This is a genomic window from Flavobacterium sp. RSP49 (assembly GCF_003968735.1).
GTDB lineage: Bacteria > Bacteroidota > Bacteroidia > Flavobacteriales > Flavobacteriaceae > Flavobacterium.
Genome location: NZ_RYDN01000002.1, coordinates 124,758 through 138,708 on the forward strand (window position 1 = coordinate 124,758; position 13,951 = coordinate 138,708).

The window sequence follows — 13,951 nt, forward strand, 5'->3', positions numbered from 1 at the left end:
GGAAGTAAAACAATGGCTATAGAACAATTGTTATTTAGGGGTGTTGTTTAAAATTAATCAGATGAAGTTGAAAATTAATTTAAGATGATGTTTGCAATGTTTTTTGATTATTATTTTTTTAATCTGGACTTTTTTTAATAGAACAAAAGTCGTGCAATCTGTTTCTAATGTTTTAAAAAGATACATTATAGCTGATGTGTACAATTGTATTGTTTATTTCTAGAGGTTGATTTGTGGTCCTCCCGCTGGCAAGTGCTAATTTGAATAATCCATTTTTTGTTAATAATCCCAATCCCATTCCAATGCCTATTAAGTTTTCTTTTTTGTCTTGTTGGTCTATTGCGGATTTATCTTTGTAAATACTGTAATCTAAAATTGAATGAACGTAAAGATTTGGAGATACAATATAGCGATATTCCGTGAGTAGTGAAGTCATGAGGTAGGCTTGCAGGCTATTTTCAGCAAAACCTCTGACGCTGTTGAATCCACCAAAACGGTGTAATTCGTTGGTGACGTAAGTATTGCTTTGTAAATAATAATTAAGGCTATTGATATGGATGGAATTTTTTTTATTTAGGTTAAAGTTGTGTACGGCTTGAATGTTTATAAAAAACTGGTTGCTTTTTGTTGTGTTTTCGGATAGGGTATTAAGTGCTCTGCTTCCTATTCCTGATTGTAGTGTGAGACTTGATTTTGTAGGAAAAACAGAATTGGCTGCATCCAATTTGATATAATTAAAACTTGACGTTAGGAACGAATTATCGAAATCGCTAAGTGAATTATTGTTTAAATTTTGGATAGCGCTGGATTCTGTTTTTTGGTATCCTAAATAAAATCGGGTGTTGTAATTAATGAAGTAGCTCAGGTCTATTGCGGTTTTAGTGTTTTGAAAGGTCGTGTCTTGTCGGAATAGCTGAATTTGTGCTTTTAGGCCTATTGGAGTTTTTAGCAAATAAGGCAATTCTACACTTGCTTTAAATGTTTTTTGGTCATTGCCATCGCTTTTCCAATATACTGAAAGTTGTTCGCCGGTGCCTAAAATATTTTGGAGTTGTACATCTAAATATCCATTCAATGTGATTTTTTGATTTTCATTGTTAGTAAATCCAATGAATCCGTCAAATGTGTTTGATTTTCTTTTTTGAAGATATACGTATACTTTTGTGGTATCTTTTGTAAATAGAATTTCCGGATATTTTATTTGACTGATGAATCCAAAATTTTCAAAATCAGTGTAAATCTGATCGAGTACTTTTTGGTTAAAAATGCTTGTTTTGTATTTCCTGTTTAGTTGAGCAAAATGTCCGGATGGGAATTTTGTAGTCGAATTTGTGTCTTCATAATTTATGGTTATCGCATTTAAGATTCTTTTCTTGTCGGTTTCTATTTTTAAATTGGCGTATAAAACGGCATTTATTCTTTTGATGTTTGTCAGCTTTAGTTTAGCTAATGCAAACCCATTTTGTTCTAATTCTTGTATTTTTTTACGCAAGTAAAAATCTATTTCTGGGTAAGGTAGTATAATAGTTTCTTCTTCTTCTTTTAAAAGTATAGGAAGGTTTGGTTTTTTGTTGCTACCTATATATATATTTATCGCTTTTATTTTTTCTCCTAAATGTATTTTAGCACGATAACTGGAGTCATTTATTTGGATTAGTGGTCCGGTAATGTTGTCAATGTATCCAATTCTTGAAAGATCTTGGGACAGCCTGTTTAATTCAATCTCAATTGACTTTGTGTTTGTGTGTTTTGGGTTATATTTTAAAGAGTCGATTGTCTTTGTTTCCAAGGTTGATTTTCCTGTAATGAGTACCTGAAAGCTTTGAGCAGAGCAGTGTAGACCTAAATTAAAAAGGAGAATATAAATAAGGAAGTGCTTCAAGTGAATTTTGTTTTATTAAATAGAATGTAAATATCTGCTTTTTGCGATTAAAATCGAATGATAAAATAATCTTATTGAAAATTAGTAGATTAACATTTGTAGAATAAAAAATATTTTCTACATTTGCAACCCCGTAAAAAGCGGGAATTTAATATAATAAGAAATTTTTAGTATTAATTATGCCAACAATTCAACAATTAGTAAGAACAGGAAGAACTCAGATAACTAAGAAGAGTAAATCGGTTGCTTTAGATTCTTGTCCTCAAAGAAGAGGGGTTTGTACGCGTGTTTACACTACAACACCAAAAAAACCAAACTCTGCAATGCGTAAAGTAGCGCGTGTACGTTTGACAAATGGTAATGAAGTAAATGCCTACATCCCTGGTGAAGGACACAATCTACAAGAGCACTCGATAGTATTAGTTAGGGGTGGAAGGGTAAAAGATTTACCAGGAGTTAGATATCACATCGTTCGTGGTGCCCTTGATACGTCAGGAGTAGCAGGAAGAACGCAAAGAAGATCTAAGTACGGAGCAAAACGCCCAAAAGAAGCAAAAAAGTAATTAATTAGTTTAAAGTCTAAAGTCAAAAGTCTAAAGTGTATTTTGTACATTAAGGCGTTGTGGCGTTATGACATTAAGACTTTTTTTAAACAAAAAGACATGAGAAAAAGAGCGGCAAAGAAGAGACCACTTTTACCAGATCCTAGGTTTAATGACCAACTGGTAACACGTTTTGTGAACAACTTAATGTGGGATGGAAAAAAATCGACAGCGTTTAAAGTATTTTATGATGCAATTGACATCATTGAGTCTAAAAAACAAGATGCGGAGAAACCATCATTAGAAATTTGGAAAGATGCCTTAACCAATGTTATGCCTCACGTAGAAGTACGTAGTCGTAGAGTAGGTGGAGCTACATTTCAAATTCCGATGCAAATTCGTCCAGACAGAAAAATTTCTATGGCGATGAAATGGTTAATTCTTTATTCTAGAAGAAGAAACGAAAAATCGATGGCTCAGAGGTTAGCTTCAGAATGTTTAGCTGCGGCTAAAGAAGAAGGAGCTGCTGTTAAGAAAAGAATGGATACTCACAAAATGGCAGAAGCTAATAAAGCATTCTCTCACTTTAGATTTTAATTCTTAAGAAATGGCTAGAGATCTAAAATATACAAGAAACATAGGAATTGCTGCTCACATTGATGCTGGTAAAACAACAACAACAGAGCGTATATTATTCTACACTGGAAAATCACACAAAATTGGTGAAGTACACGATGGTGCTGCAACAATGGACTGGATGGCACAAGAGCAAGAAAGAGGTATTACAATTACTTCTGCAGCTACAACTTGTGAATGGAATTTTCCAACTGAACAAGGTAAAGTTTTATCTGAAACAGCTCCTTATCACTTCAATATTATCGATACACCGGGACACGTTGACTTTACAGTTGAAGTAAACCGTTCTTTGCGTGTTCTTGATGGTTTGGTTTTCTTATTTAGTGCTGTTGATGGTGTTGAGCCACAATCAGAAACGAACTGGAGATTGGCAGATCAATACAGAGTTCCACGTATTGGATTCGTTAATAAAATGGATAGACAAGGATCTAACTTTTTGATGGTTTGTCAACAAGTAAGAGATATGTTGAAATCAAACGCAGTTGCAATCACTTTGCCTATTGGTGAAGAAAATGATTTCAGAGGTGTTGTGGATTTAGTTAAAAATCAAGCTATAGTATGGCATGAAGAAGGTTTAGGAGCAACGTATGATATTGTGCCTATTCCAGAGGATATGCTTGAAGAAGTGAAGGAGTACAGATCGATTCTTATTGAGGCAGTAGCTGATTATGATGAGACTTTACTTGAAAAATTTATGGAAGATGAAAACTCTATTACAGAGGAAGAAATCAATATTGCATTGAGAGCTGCTGTAATGGATATGGCTATCATTCCTATGATCGCTGGTTCTTCTTTTAAAAATAAAGGAGTTCAATTCATGTTAGATGCAGTATGTAAATATTTGCCATCTCCAATGGATAAAGATGGTATTGAAGGAATTCATCCTGATGATGCTGAATTGTTAGAAGAAGATCAAACTAAAATATTGCGTAAGCCCGATGTTAAAGAGCCATTTGCTGCTTTAGCTTTCAAAATTGCTACTGACCCATTCGTAGGTCGTTTAGCTTTCTTCCGTGCTTACTCAGGACGTTTAGATGCGGGTTCTTACGTTTTGAACACACGTTCAGGAAATAAAGAAAGAATTTCTCGTATTTACCAAATGCATGCAAACAAACAAAACCCAATCGATTATATCGAAGCGGGTGATATTGGAGCGGCAGTTGGATTTAAAGATATCAAAACTGGAGATACGTTGTGTGATGAAAAACACCCAATTATTCTTGAGTCTATGAAATTTCCAGCACCGGTTATTGGTATTGCAATTGAACCTAAAACTAAGGCTGACGTAGATAAAATGGGTATGGCTTTGGCTAAATTAGCTGAAGAGGATCCTACATTTACGGTTAGAACAGATGAAGCTTCTGGGCAAACTATTATCTCAGGTATGGGTGAGCTTCACTTGGACATCTTAGTTGATAGAATGAGACGTGAATTCAAAGTTGAAGTAAACCAAGGTGAGCCTCAAGTTGAATACAAAGAAGCATTTACAAAGTCTGCTCAACACAGAGAAACGTACAAGAAACAATCTGGTGGTCGTGGTAAATTCGGTGATATCGTATTTAGATTAGAGCCAGCTGATGAAGTTGATGGTAAAGCTCCTGTTGGATTGCAGTTCGTTAATGCTGTCAAAGGTGGTAACGTTCCCAAAGAATATATACCATCTGTAGAAAAAGGTTTTAGGGAAGCTATGAAAACTGGTCCTTTAGCAGGATATCAAGTAGATAGTTTGAAAGTAACTTTATTGGATGGGTCTTTCCACCCTGTGGATTCTGATGCACTTTCTTTTGAGCTTGCAGCAAGAATGGGGTATAGAGAGGTAGCTAAAGCAGCTGGTGCTGTTATATTAGAGCCAATCATGAAAATGGAAGTGATTACACCTGAAGAAAACATGGGAGATATCGTAGGTGATATCAACCGTCGTAGAGGTCAGGTAAATGATATGGGTGATAGAGCGGGTGCTAAAACCATTAAAGCCGATGTGCCATTATCAGAAATGTTTGGTTATGTTACTACTTTAAGAACTTTATCTTCAGGTCGTGCAACATCAACAATGGAATTTTCACATTACGCTGAAACTCCTTCGAATATTTCGGAAGCAGTTATCAAAAAAGCAAAAGGAAACGCTTAATCTTTAAGAAAATGAGTCAAAAAATCAGAATAAAACTAAAATCTTACGATCACATGTTAGTAGACAAGTCTGCTGAAAAGATTGTAAAAACAGTTAAAAGTACAGGAGCAGTTGTTACAGGTCCAATTCCATTACCAACTCACAAAAAACTTTTCACAGTATTACGTTCTCCACACGTTAACAAAAAAGCAAGAGAGCAATTTGAAGTAATGTCATACAAGAGATTGATTGACATTTATTCCTCTTCATCAAAAACTATTGATGCCTTGATGAAATTGGAATTGCCTAGCGGTGTTGAAGTAGAGATCAAAGTTTAAGTAGCTTACTAGTAAGAAAAGGACGCTGTTTTTAATCGAAAATTATTTTTTTGGTTTGTGTGTAAATATGTTATACATTTGCACCCACTTAAAAAATAGGATTTGGTTAAAAGCTGCGTTCTATATTTATATTTAATAATTAATAATTAATAATTATGTCTGGGTTAATTGGTAGAAAAATCGGCATGACTAGCATTTTCGACGAAAACGGGAAGAATATTCCTTGTACAGTAATCGAAGCTGGACCATGTGTTGTTACCCAAGTCAGAACCAAAGGTGTTGACGGGTACGAAGCGTTGCAACTTGGTTTCGATGACAAAAACGAGAAACATTCCACAAAAGCGGCTTTAGGTCACTTTGCAAAAGCGGGAACTGTAGCTAAGAAAAAAGTCGTTGAATTCCAAGATTTCGCAACAGAACAAAAATTAGGGGATCTTATTGATGTTTCTATTTTTGCTGAAGGAGAATTTGTAGATGTACAAGGTGTATCTAAAGGTAAAGGTTTTCAAGGGGTTGTAAAACGTCACGGTTTTGGTGGTGTTGGTCAAGCAACTCACGGTCAACACAACCGTTTAAGAGCGCCGGGTTCTGTAGGAGCGTCTTCTTATCCATCCAGAGTATTCAAGGGAATGCGTATGGCTGGACGTATGGGAGGAGACAATGTAAAAGTTCAAAACCTTAGAGTTTTAAAAGTAGTGGCTGAAAAGAACCTACTTGTTATTAAAGGATGTATTCCTGGATGTAACAACTCTTATGTAATCATTCAGAAGTAATGGAAGCAAAAGTATTAGATTTCAACGGAAAAGATACTGGAAGAAAAGTGCAACTTTCTGATTCAGTATTTGGTATAGAACCAAACAATCACGCAGTATACCTTGATGTTAAGCAATATCTTGCTAATCAAAGACAGGGAACGCACAAAGCTAAAGAAAGAGCTGAAGTAGCGGGAAGTACGCGTAAGATTAAAAAACAAAAAGGAACTGGTACTGCTCGTGCGGGTAGTGCAAAGAATCCATTGTTTAAAGGTGGTGGAACAGTTTTTGGACCAAGACCAAGAAGTTATTCATTTAAATTGAATAAAAGCTTGAAACGTTTGGCTAGAAAATCTGCTTTTTCTATTAAAGCAAAAGAATCGAATATTATCGTTCTTGAAGACTTTAATTTTGAAACACCAAACACTAAAAATTTCATCAACGTTTTGAAAGCTTTAGAGTTAGAAAATAAAAAATCTCTGTTTGTGTTGGGTGATGTAAATAAAAATGTATATTTGTCGTCACGCAATTTAAAAGGCTCTAGCGTAGTAAGTAGCTTAGAATTAAGTACTTACGCTATATTAAACGCTAATAATTTAGTGCTTTTGGAGAGTTCTTTGGAGATAATTGAAGAAAATTTAAGTAAATAATAGGATATGAGCATCATAATTAAGCCTATAGTAACGGAAAAAGTAACCAAAGAAAGTGAAGTTTTAAACCGCTTCGGATTCGTTGTTGACAAAAAAGCAAACAAAGTGCAAATTAAGAAAGCTGTTGAAGCTGCTTATGGAGTAACTGTTTTAAGTGTCAATACGATGAATGTTAGGCCAGATAGAACTACTAAATACACTAAAAGTGGTTTAATAAGTGGAAAGACGAATGCAACTAAAAAAGCAATTGTTCAAGTACAAAAAGGAGAAACAATTGATTTTTACAACAATATCTAAGATAGAAAAATGTCAGTAAGAAAATTAAAACCTATTACCCCAGGTCAGCGATTTAGAGTTGTGAATGGTTATGACGCCATTACAACTGATAAGCCGGAACGCTCTTTGATAGCGCCGATAAAAAACTCTGGTGGTAGAAATAGTCAAGGAAAGATGACCATGCGTTATACGGGTGGTGGTCACAAGCAGAGATATCGTATCATTGATTTTAAACGTACTAAAGAAGGAATTCCTGCTACGGTAAAATCAATTGAGTATGATCCAAATCGTACTGCATTTATCGCTTTGTTAGCGTATGCTGATGGAGAGAAAACGTATGTTATTGCTCAAAACGGATTGAAAGTTGGTCAGAAATTAGTTTCTGGTCCTGAATCTCAACCCGAAATTGGGAATACATTACCGTTGAGCAGAATTCCTTTAGGAACTGTTATTTCTTGTATCGAATTGAGACCTGGTCAAGGAGCTGTAATTGCTCGTTCAGCTGGAACATTTGCTCAATTAATGGCAAGAGATGGAAAATATGCGACAATTAAAATGCCTTCTGGTGAGACAAGATTGATCTTGTTGACGTGTTCGGCTACAATTGGAGCTGTGTCTAATTCAGATCATCAATTAGTTGTATCAGGAAAAGCTGGTAGAACAAGATGGTTAGGTAGAAGACCTAGAACAAGACCTGTAGCGATGAACCCTGTCGATCACCCAATGGGTGGTGGTGAAGGTCGTTCTTCTGGTGGACATCCACGTTCAAGAAATGGAATACCAGCAAAAGGTTATAGAACTCGTTCTAAGAAAAACCCGAGTAACAAGTATATCGTAGAACGTAGAAAGAAATAATAAGATATGGCACGTTCATTAAAAAAAGGACCTTTCGTTCATTATAAGTTAGACAAGAAAGTTCAAGAAAACATTGCAGGTGGAAACAAAGGAGTTGTTAAGACATGGTCTAGAGCTTCTATGATTACTCCAGACTTTGTTGGGCAAACTATCGCAGTTCATAACGGTCGTCAATTTGTACCAGTTTACGTAACAGAAAACATGGTAGGTCACAAATTAGGAGAATTTTCACCAACTAGATCTTTTAGAGGTCATGCTGGAGCAAAAAATAAAGGTAAAAAATAAGAAGCAATGGGAGTTCGTAAAAGAGAAACAGCAGATGCGAGAAAAGAGGCTAATAAGTCTATTGCTTTCGCAAAATTGAATAACTGCCCCACTTCACCTAGAAAAATGCGCTTAGTAGCGGACTTGGTAAGAGGTCAGAAGGTAGAAAGAGCATTGAACATCTTAAGATTTAGTTCTAAAGAAGCTTCAAGAAAATTAGAAAAATTGGTTTTGTCTGTAATTGCCAACTGGCAAGCAAAAAACCCTGACGCTAATATGGAAGAAGCAGGTTTATTTGTAAAAACGATAACAGTAGATGGTGGAATGATGTTGAAAAGACTTCGTCCAGCTCCACAGGGTCGTGCACACAGAATTAGAAAACGTTCTAATCACGTTACAATCGTGCTTGGATCTATTAATAACACACAAGCAATTTAATAAAGATGGGACAAAAGACAAATCCAATTGGAAATAGACTTGGTATCATCAGAGGATGGGACTCAAACTGGTATGGTGGAAATGATTACGGTGATAAACTTGCCGAAGATTATAAAATCAGAAAGTACATCCATGCTCGTTTATCAAAAGCTAGTGTATCAAAAGTAATCATCGAGAGAACTTTGAAACTTGTAACCGTTACTATCACTACAGCCAGACCGGGTATTATTATCGGGAAAGGTGGACAAGAGGTAGACAAGTTGAAAGAAGAACTTAAGAAAGTTACTGACAAAGAGGTTCAAATCAACATCTTTGAAATCAAAAGACCTGAGCTTGACGCGTATCTAGTTGCTACCAGCATCTGTCGTCAAATCGAAAGCAGAATTTCTTACAGACGTGCAATCAAAATGGCAATTGCCGCCTCTATGCGTATGAACGCAGAAGGTATCAAAGTTTTGATTTCTGGTCGTTTGAATGGTGCTGAGATGGCTCGTTCAGAAGGTTTCAAAGAAGGTAGAATTCCTCTATCAACTTTCAGAGCTGATATTGATTATGCTTTGGCAGAAGCTCATACTACTTATGGTAGAATGGGGATCAAAGTGTGGATCATGAAAGGTGAAGTTTATGGAAAGAGAGATCTTTCTCCACTTGCCGGAATGGACAAAAAACAATCTGGTGCTGGTGGTAAAGGTGGCGATTCTCCTAGAGGAGACAGAAAGCCTTTTAATAAAGGTGGTAAACCAGACGCTCGTAAACGAAAGTAAATTTTTAAATTAAAGAAAAATGTTACAGCCTAAAAGAACAAAATACCGAAAGGTACAAAAGGGTAAAATGAAAGGGAATTCTCAAAGAGGACATGAACTTTCTAATGGAATGTTTGGTATTAAATCTGTACATGAAGATGGAATGTTCTTGACTTCTCGTCAAATAGAAGCTGCACGAATCGCTGCAACTCGTTTTATGAAAAGAGAAGGGCAGTTATGGATCAAAATATTTCCAGACAAACCAATTACTAAGAAGCCTCTTGAGGTACGTATGGGTAAAGGTAAAGGAGCAGTTGAGTATTGGGCTGCCGTTGTTAAACCCGGAAGGATTATGTTTGAAGTTGGAGGAGTTCCTTTGTCAGTTGCTAAAGAGGCGTTACGTCTTGCAGCTCAAAAGCTTCCAGTAAAAACTAAATTCGTCGTTGCTAGAGATTTCGAAGCATAATCTATATTATATTATGAAACAATCAGAAATAAAAGATCTTTCTGCAGCAGAGTTGCAAGAAAAGCTTAGCCAAACTAAGAAAACATACGCTGATCTAAAAATGGCTCACGCTATTTCACCAATTGAGAACCCACTTCAAATTAGAAGTGTAAGAAGAACAGTTGCAAGATTAGTTACTGAACTTACTAAAAGACAATAACTGTAGTCTGCTGAAAGATGGAAGAAAAAAGAAATTTAAGAAAAGAAAGAGTTGGTGTTGTAACTTCGGACAAAATGGATAAGTCTATTGTTGTTGCAGAAGTGCGTAAAGTAAAACACCCATTATACGGTAAGTTCGTGTTGAAAACTAAAAAGTATCACGCACACGACGAAATGAACGACTGTAACATTGGAGATACCGTAAGGATTAGCGAAACGCGTCCTTTAAGTAAAACCAAATGTTGGAGGTTAGTTGAAATCTTAGAAAGAGCTAAATAATTATGGTACAACAAGAATCAAGACTAAAAGTAGCAGATAATACTGGAGCAAAGGAAGTTTTAACTATCCGTGTTTTAGGAGGTACCAAAAGAAGGTACGCCTCTGTTGGTGACAAGATTGTAGTTTCTATCAAAGATACTGCTCCTAACGGAAGCGTTAAAAAAGGAGCTGTTTCAACTGCAGTTGTTGTACGTACCAAAAAAGAAGTAAGAAGAGCCGATGGTTCATACATTAGGTTTGATGACAACGCATGTGTGTTATTGAATGCTGCTGGTGAAATGAGAGGAACTCGTGTTTTTGGTCCGGTAGCAAGAGAACTTCGTGAAAAACAATTCATGAAAATTGTATCATTAGCACCAGAAGTGCTTTAATTTGTTTTAAGATGATAAAGCTAAAAATAAAATCAGGTGATATAGTAAGAGTAATTGCTGGAGACCATAAAGGTGCGGAAGGTAAAGTATTACGTGTGTACCGTGAGAAAAACAAAGCGATTGTTGAAGGTGTTAACATGGTATCGAAACATACGAAACCAAGTGCAAAAAGCCCTCAAGGTGGTATCGTAAAGAAGGAAGCTTCTATACAAATATCTAATATTTCTTTAATTGATCCTAAAACTAAGGAAACAACAAGAGTTGGTATTAGAGTAGAAGGAGATAAGAAAGTAAGATTTTCAAAAAAATCTAATCAAGTACTATAGTAATGGAGTATATACCTAGACTAAAAGAAGAATATAAGAGCAGAGTAATTGCTGCTCTTAAAGAGGAATTCGGATACGTAAACGTAATGCAAGTTCCAAAATTGGAAAAAATCGTTTTAAGTAAAGGAGTTGGTGCAGCTGTATCTGATAAAAAACTAATCGACTATGCGGTTGATGAGTTGACAAAGATTACTGGACAGAAAGCAATATCCACTATTTCAAAGAAAGACGTTGCGTCATTCAAATTGAGAAAAGGGATGCCTATTGGAGCAAAAGTTACTTTGCGTGGAGAAAGAATGTATGAGTTTTTAGATAGACTTATTACTTCAGCTTTGCCACGTGTAAGGGATTTCAGTGGTATTAAAGCTACTGGTTTTGATGGAAGAGGAAATTATAACCTTGGAGTTTTGGAGCAAATCATTTTCCCAGAAATTGATATTGATAAAGTTAACAAAATTTCAGGTATGGATATTTCCTTTGTAACTACTGCTAAAACAGACAAGGAAGCAAAATCATTATTGGCTGAACTAGGTTTACCTTTTAAAAAGAATTAAGACATGGCTAAAGAATCAATGAAAGCCCGCGAGGTTAAGAGAGAAAAAACAGTAGCTAAGTATGCTGAGAAAAGAAAAGCTTTGTTAGAAGCTGGAGATTTCGTAGGTTTGCAAAAGTTGCCAAAAAATGCTTCACCAGTTCGTTTGCACAATCGTTGTAAATTAACAGGTAGACCAAGAGGGTATATGCGTCAATTCGGTCTTTCACGTGTTACATTTCGTGAAATGGCAAATAACGGATTGATACCAGGTGTTAAAAAAGCATCTTGGTAAAATTTAATTATGAATTTCAAATTATGAATTACATTTTAAAATGTAATTCGTAGTTTGAAATTTATGATTATAGAAATTTATAAATTGGTTTCAGGTTCGGCAAATACTTTGTCGAAAACCGTTGCCGCAAATCAATACATATGTATACAGATCCTATTGCAGATTATTTGACGAGAGTTAGAAACGCTGTGGCTGCAAACCACAAAGTCGTTGAGATTCCTGCATCTAATCTAAAAAAAGAAATAACTAAGATCTTATTTGATCAAGGTTATATCTTGAGTTACAAATTTGAAGACAACGCTGTTCAGGGTTCAATCAAAATTGCTTTGAAGTATGATAAAGATACTAAAGAGTCCGTAATTAAAGATATCCAAAGAATTAGTAAACCAGGTTTACGTAAATATTCAAGTTCTTCTACCATTCCTAGAATCCTTAATGGATTAGGCATCGCTATTGTCTCTACTTCTAAAGGGTTGATGACAGGAAAAAAAGCGAAGCAATTGAATGTAGGTGGTGAAGTAATTTGTTACGTATACTAATTTAAAGACTATAATAAGATGTCAAGAATAGGTAAAAGTCCGGTTGTAATCCCTGCTGGTGTAACTGTTGAAGTTGCAAATGGTATTATTACAGTAAAAGGAAAAAATGGTCAACTAACTCAGGAGTTTTCGGACGTTACTGTTACAGTTGAAGGGGATCTAGTTCAAGTAGAAAGATCTTCTGATCACAAAGACCAAAGAGCAAAACACGGTTTGTATAGATCTTTGATCAATAACATGATTATAGGTGTAACAGATGGTTTTACTAAGTCATTAGAATTGGTAGGAGTTGGTTACAGAGCTTCAAATCAAGGACAAAAATTAGATTTAGCACTTGGTTATTCTCACAATATTGTTTTAGAAATTGCTCCAGAAGTGACTTTAGAAACAATATCTGAAAAAGGTAAAAACCCTATCGTTAAATTAACATCATTTGACAAACAACTTTTAGGGCAAGTAGCTGCGAAAATCAGAGGTTTCCGTAAGCCAGAGCCGTATAAAGGAAAAGGTGTTAAATTTGTAGGGGAAGTATTAAGAAGAAAAGCAGGTAAATCAGCTTAAAAAATAAGATTATGTCATTAACAAAACCTGAAAGAAGACAACGAATTAGATTCAGAATTAGAAAAACAATTAGTGGTACTGCTACTAATCCAAGACTATCTGTATTTAGAAGTAACAAAGAAATTTACGCGCAACTTATTGATGACGTAAACGGAGTTACTATATTGGCGGCTTCTTCAAGAGAAAAAGAAATAGGTAACGGTACGAACATTGAAGTGGCTACAGCAGTTGGAAAACTAGTTGCTGAAAAAGCTTTAAAAGCTGGGATAGACGTAGTAACTTTCGATAGAGGAGGTTATTTATATCACGGACGTATTAAATCATTAGCGGAAGGCGCAAGAGCGGCTGGACTTAAATTCTAATATAGTATGTCTAATAGTAAATACAAGAATGTAGAGTTAGTAAAACCAAGTGGTCTTGAATTAAAAGATCGTTTGGTAAGTGTAAATCGTGTTACTAAGGTTACAAAGGGTGGTAGAGCTTTTGGTTTTTCTGCTATTGTAGTCGTAGGTGATGAAAACGGAGTGGTTGGACACGGATTAGGAAAATCTAAAGATGTTGCTGAAGCAATTGCGAAAGCAGTAGAAGATGCTAAGAAAAATTTAGTGAAAATTCCTTTGAATGGTCAGTCAGTTCCTCACGAACAAAAAGGTAAATTTGGTGGTGCACGTGTATTCTTAATTCCTGCCTCTCATGGTACAGGAGTTATTGCTGGTGGAGCTGTTCGTTCAGTTCTTGAATCAGTAGGAATTCATGATGTATTATCTAAATCTCAAGGATCTTCAAATCCTCACAACGTAGTAAAAGCAACTTTTGATGCTTTATTACAAATGAGAAGTGCTTATACTGTTGCAAAACAAAGAGGCGTTTCTTTAGAAAAAGTTTTTAAAGGTTAATTCAA

23 protein-coding genes are annotated in these 13,951 nt (G+C 35.5%); 22 read left to right on the forward strand and 1 reads right to left on the reverse strand.

Annotation, left to right across the window (positions count from 1 at the left end):
- Positions 1–172: 172 nt before the first annotated feature.
- On the reverse strand, positions 173–1,882 hold the full coding sequence (locus tag EKM02_RS02120; RefSeq protein ID WP_126451834.1) for a hypothetical protein: 1,710 nt from the start codon (positions 1,880–1,882) through the stop codon (positions 173–175).
- A gap of 179 nt (positions 1,883–2,061) precedes the next feature.
- Between EKM02_RS02120 and rpsL the strand changes: the two genes are divergently transcribed.
- From rpsL to rpsE, 22 genes are all read left to right on the forward strand, one after another.
- Positions 2,062–2,445 carry a 30S ribosomal protein S12 gene (rpsL, locus tag EKM02_RS02125; protein WP_007136570.1) on the forward strand — a complete coding sequence of 128 codons (384 nt, stop codon included), beginning with the start codon at positions 2,062–2,064 and terminating at the stop codon, positions 2,443–2,445.
- 99 nt (positions 2,446–2,544) lie between these two features.
- The gene (gene rpsG / locus EKM02_RS02130) at positions 2,545–3,021 is read left to right on the forward strand and encodes a 30S ribosomal protein S7 (protein WP_035668130.1); all 477 of its coding nucleotides are present in this window, start codon (positions 2,545–2,547) and stop codon (positions 3,019–3,021) included.
- 10 nt (positions 3,022–3,031) lie between these two features.
- Positions 3,032–5,188 (forward strand): elongation factor G, encoded by a 2,157-nt coding sequence (fusA, locus tag EKM02_RS02135; protein WP_126451835.1) that lies wholly within the window; start codon positions 3,032–3,034, stop codon positions 5,186–5,188.
- Positions 5,189–5,199: 11 nt separating this feature from the next.
- Complete coding sequence (gene rpsJ, locus EKM02_RS02140; RefSeq protein WP_011963470.1) at positions 5,200–5,505, forward strand: 30S ribosomal protein S10; 306 nt, start codon at positions 5,200–5,202, stop codon at positions 5,503–5,505.
- A 155-nt stretch (positions 5,506–5,660) separates the two neighbouring features.
- On the forward strand, positions 5,661–6,278 hold the full coding sequence (rplC, locus tag EKM02_RS02145; protein ID WP_126451836.1) for a 50S ribosomal protein L3: 618 nt from the start codon (positions 5,661–5,663) through the stop codon (positions 6,276–6,278).
- Positions 6,278–6,907 (forward strand): 50S ribosomal protein L4, encoded by a 630-nt coding sequence (gene rplD / locus EKM02_RS02150; RefSeq protein ID WP_091173690.1) that lies wholly within the window; start codon positions 6,278–6,280, stop codon positions 6,905–6,907. The genes rplC and rplD overlap by 1 nt, the downstream gene beginning before the upstream one ends.
- A gap of 6 nt (positions 6,908–6,913) precedes the next feature.
- Positions 6,914–7,204: a 50S ribosomal protein L23 gene (rplW, locus tag EKM02_RS02155; protein WP_126451837.1), complete on the forward strand. Its 291-nt coding sequence runs from the start codon at positions 6,914–6,916 to the stop codon at positions 7,202–7,204.
- A gap of 9 nt (positions 7,205–7,213) precedes the next feature.
- Positions 7,214–8,038 carry a 50S ribosomal protein L2 gene (gene rplB / locus EKM02_RS02160; protein WP_059114053.1) on the forward strand — a complete coding sequence of 275 codons (825 nt, stop codon included), beginning with the start codon at positions 7,214–7,216 and terminating at the stop codon, positions 8,036–8,038.
- A 6-nt stretch (positions 8,039–8,044) separates the two neighbouring features.
- Complete coding sequence (rpsS, locus tag EKM02_RS02165; protein ID WP_007136562.1) at positions 8,045–8,323, forward strand: 30S ribosomal protein S19; 279 nt, start codon at positions 8,045–8,047, stop codon at positions 8,321–8,323.
- A gap of 6 nt (positions 8,324–8,329) precedes the next feature.
- A complete protein-coding gene (gene rplV, locus EKM02_RS02170) occupies positions 8,330–8,740 on the forward strand; it encodes a 50S ribosomal protein L22 (RefSeq protein WP_007136561.1) in 411 nt (136 codons plus the stop codon).
- 5 nt (positions 8,741–8,745) lie between these two features.
- Positions 8,746–9,504, forward strand: coding sequence for a 30S ribosomal protein S3 (rpsC, locus tag EKM02_RS02175; RefSeq protein ID WP_126451838.1), 759 nt, complete (start codon positions 8,746–8,748; stop codon positions 9,502–9,504).
- Positions 9,505–9,523: 19 nt separating this feature from the next.
- On the forward strand, positions 9,524–9,949 hold the full coding sequence (rplP, locus tag EKM02_RS02180; protein ID WP_007803637.1) for a 50S ribosomal protein L16: 426 nt from the start codon (positions 9,524–9,526) through the stop codon (positions 9,947–9,949).
- Positions 9,950–9,962: 13 nt separating this feature from the next.
- Entirely contained in the window at positions 9,963–10,148 is a 186-nt protein-coding gene (rpmC, locus tag EKM02_RS02185) for a 50S ribosomal protein L29 (RefSeq protein ID WP_126451839.1), read from the forward strand.
- Between the two features lie 17 nt (positions 10,149–10,165).
- Positions 10,166–10,426, forward strand: coding sequence for a 30S ribosomal protein S17 (rpsQ, locus tag EKM02_RS02190; RefSeq protein WP_066081027.1), 261 nt, complete (start codon positions 10,166–10,168; stop codon positions 10,424–10,426).
- A 2-nt stretch (positions 10,427–10,428) separates the two neighbouring features.
- Positions 10,429–10,797 carry a 50S ribosomal protein L14 gene (gene rplN, locus EKM02_RS02195; RefSeq protein ID WP_026717863.1) on the forward strand — a complete coding sequence of 123 codons (369 nt, stop codon included), beginning with the start codon at positions 10,429–10,431 and terminating at the stop codon, positions 10,795–10,797.
- A gap of 11 nt (positions 10,798–10,808) precedes the next feature.
- Positions 10,809–11,123 carry a 50S ribosomal protein L24 gene (gene rplX / locus EKM02_RS02200; protein ID WP_035668111.1) on the forward strand — a complete coding sequence of 105 codons (315 nt, stop codon included), beginning with the start codon at positions 10,809–10,811 and terminating at the stop codon, positions 11,121–11,123.
- Positions 11,124–11,125: 2 nt separating this feature from the next.
- Entirely contained in the window at positions 11,126–11,677 is a 552-nt protein-coding gene (gene rplE / locus EKM02_RS02205; RefSeq protein WP_126451840.1) for a 50S ribosomal protein L5, read from the forward strand.
- A 3-nt stretch (positions 11,678–11,680) separates the two neighbouring features.
- Positions 11,681–11,950, forward strand: coding sequence for a 30S ribosomal protein S14 (gene rpsN / locus EKM02_RS02210; RefSeq protein WP_007136553.1), 270 nt, complete (start codon positions 11,681–11,683; stop codon positions 11,948–11,950).
- A 140-nt stretch (positions 11,951–12,090) separates the two neighbouring features.
- Positions 12,091–12,489, forward strand: coding sequence for a 30S ribosomal protein S8 (gene rpsH, locus EKM02_RS02215; RefSeq protein ID WP_066081018.1), 399 nt, complete (start codon positions 12,091–12,093; stop codon positions 12,487–12,489).
- A gap of 18 nt (positions 12,490–12,507) precedes the next feature.
- Positions 12,508–13,050: a 50S ribosomal protein L6 gene (rplF, locus tag EKM02_RS02220; protein WP_126451841.1), complete on the forward strand. Its 543-nt coding sequence runs from the start codon at positions 12,508–12,510 to the stop codon at positions 13,048–13,050.
- Positions 13,051–13,061: 11 nt separating this feature from the next.
- Positions 13,062–13,412: a 50S ribosomal protein L18 gene (gene rplR, locus EKM02_RS02225; RefSeq protein WP_113636694.1), complete on the forward strand. Its 351-nt coding sequence runs from the start codon at positions 13,062–13,064 to the stop codon at positions 13,410–13,412.
- A 6-nt stretch (positions 13,413–13,418) separates the two neighbouring features.
- A complete protein-coding gene (gene rpsE, locus EKM02_RS02230) occupies positions 13,419–13,946 on the forward strand; it encodes a 30S ribosomal protein S5 (protein WP_126451842.1) in 528 nt (175 codons plus the stop codon).
- The last annotated feature ends 5 nt before the right edge of the window (positions 13,947–13,951 follow it).

What these genes read in the sequence shown, in the direction of transcription:
- rpsL (WP_007136570.1), top strand. Translation starts at nt 2,062, where the DNA reads ATGCCAACAATTCAACAATTAGTAAGAACAGGAAGAACTCAGATAACT.
- rplX (WP_035668111.1), top strand. Translation starts at nt 10,809, where the DNA reads ATGATAAAGCTAAAAATAAAATCAGGTGATATAGTAAGAGTAATTGCT.
- rplE (WP_126451840.1), top strand. Translation starts at nt 11,126, where the DNA reads ATGGAGTATATACCTAGACTAAAAGAAGAATATAAGAGCAGAGTAATT.
- rplD (WP_091173690.1), top strand. Translation starts at nt 6,278, where the DNA reads ATGGAAGCAAAAGTATTAGATTTCAACGGAAAAGATACTGGAAGAAAA.
- rplF (WP_126451841.1), top strand. Translation starts at nt 12,508, where the DNA reads ATGTCAAGAATAGGTAAAAGTCCGGTTGTAATCCCTGCTGGTGTAACT.
- rplR (WP_113636694.1), top strand. Translation starts at nt 13,062, where the DNA reads ATGTCATTAACAAAACCTGAAAGAAGACAACGAATTAGATTCAGAATT.
- rplN (WP_026717863.1), top strand. Translation starts at nt 10,429, where the DNA reads ATGGTACAACAAGAATCAAGACTAAAAGTAGCAGATAATACTGGAGCA.
- rpsC (WP_126451838.1), top strand. Translation starts at nt 8,746, where the DNA reads ATGGGACAAAAGACAAATCCAATTGGAAATAGACTTGGTATCATCAGA.
- rplC (WP_126451836.1), top strand. Translation starts at nt 5,661, where the DNA reads ATGTCTGGGTTAATTGGTAGAAAAATCGGCATGACTAGCATTTTCGAC.
- rpsH (WP_066081018.1), top strand. Translation starts at nt 12,091, where the DNA reads ATGTATACAGATCCTATTGCAGATTATTTGACGAGAGTTAGAAACGCT.
- rplV (WP_007136561.1), top strand. Translation starts at nt 8,330, where the DNA reads ATGGGAGTTCGTAAAAGAGAAACAGCAGATGCGAGAAAAGAGGCTAAT.
- rplB (WP_059114053.1), top strand. Translation starts at nt 7,214, where the DNA reads ATGTCAGTAAGAAAATTAAAACCTATTACCCCAGGTCAGCGATTTAGA.
- rplW (WP_126451837.1), top strand. Translation starts at nt 6,914, where the DNA reads ATGAGCATCATAATTAAGCCTATAGTAACGGAAAAAGTAACCAAAGAA.
- rpsS (WP_007136562.1), top strand. Translation starts at nt 8,045, where the DNA reads ATGGCACGTTCATTAAAAAAAGGACCTTTCGTTCATTATAAGTTAGAC.
- fusA (WP_126451835.1), top strand. Translation starts at nt 3,032, where the DNA reads ATGGCTAGAGATCTAAAATATACAAGAAACATAGGAATTGCTGCTCAC.
- rpsE (WP_126451842.1), top strand. Translation starts at nt 13,419, where the DNA reads ATGTCTAATAGTAAATACAAGAATGTAGAGTTAGTAAAACCAAGTGGT.
- rpsQ (WP_066081027.1), top strand. Translation starts at nt 10,166, where the DNA reads ATGGAAGAAAAAAGAAATTTAAGAAAAGAAAGAGTTGGTGTTGTAACT.
- rpsG (WP_035668130.1), top strand. Translation starts at nt 2,545, where the DNA reads ATGAGAAAAAGAGCGGCAAAGAAGAGACCACTTTTACCAGATCCTAGG.
- rplP (WP_007803637.1), top strand. Translation starts at nt 9,524, where the DNA reads ATGTTACAGCCTAAAAGAACAAAATACCGAAAGGTACAAAAGGGTAAA.
- rpsN (WP_007136553.1), top strand. Translation starts at nt 11,681, where the DNA reads ATGGCTAAAGAATCAATGAAAGCCCGCGAGGTTAAGAGAGAAAAAACA.
- rpsJ (WP_011963470.1), top strand. Translation starts at nt 5,200, where the DNA reads ATGAGTCAAAAAATCAGAATAAAACTAAAATCTTACGATCACATGTTA.
- rpmC (WP_126451839.1), top strand. Translation starts at nt 9,963, where the DNA reads ATGAAACAATCAGAAATAAAAGATCTTTCTGCAGCAGAGTTGCAAGAA.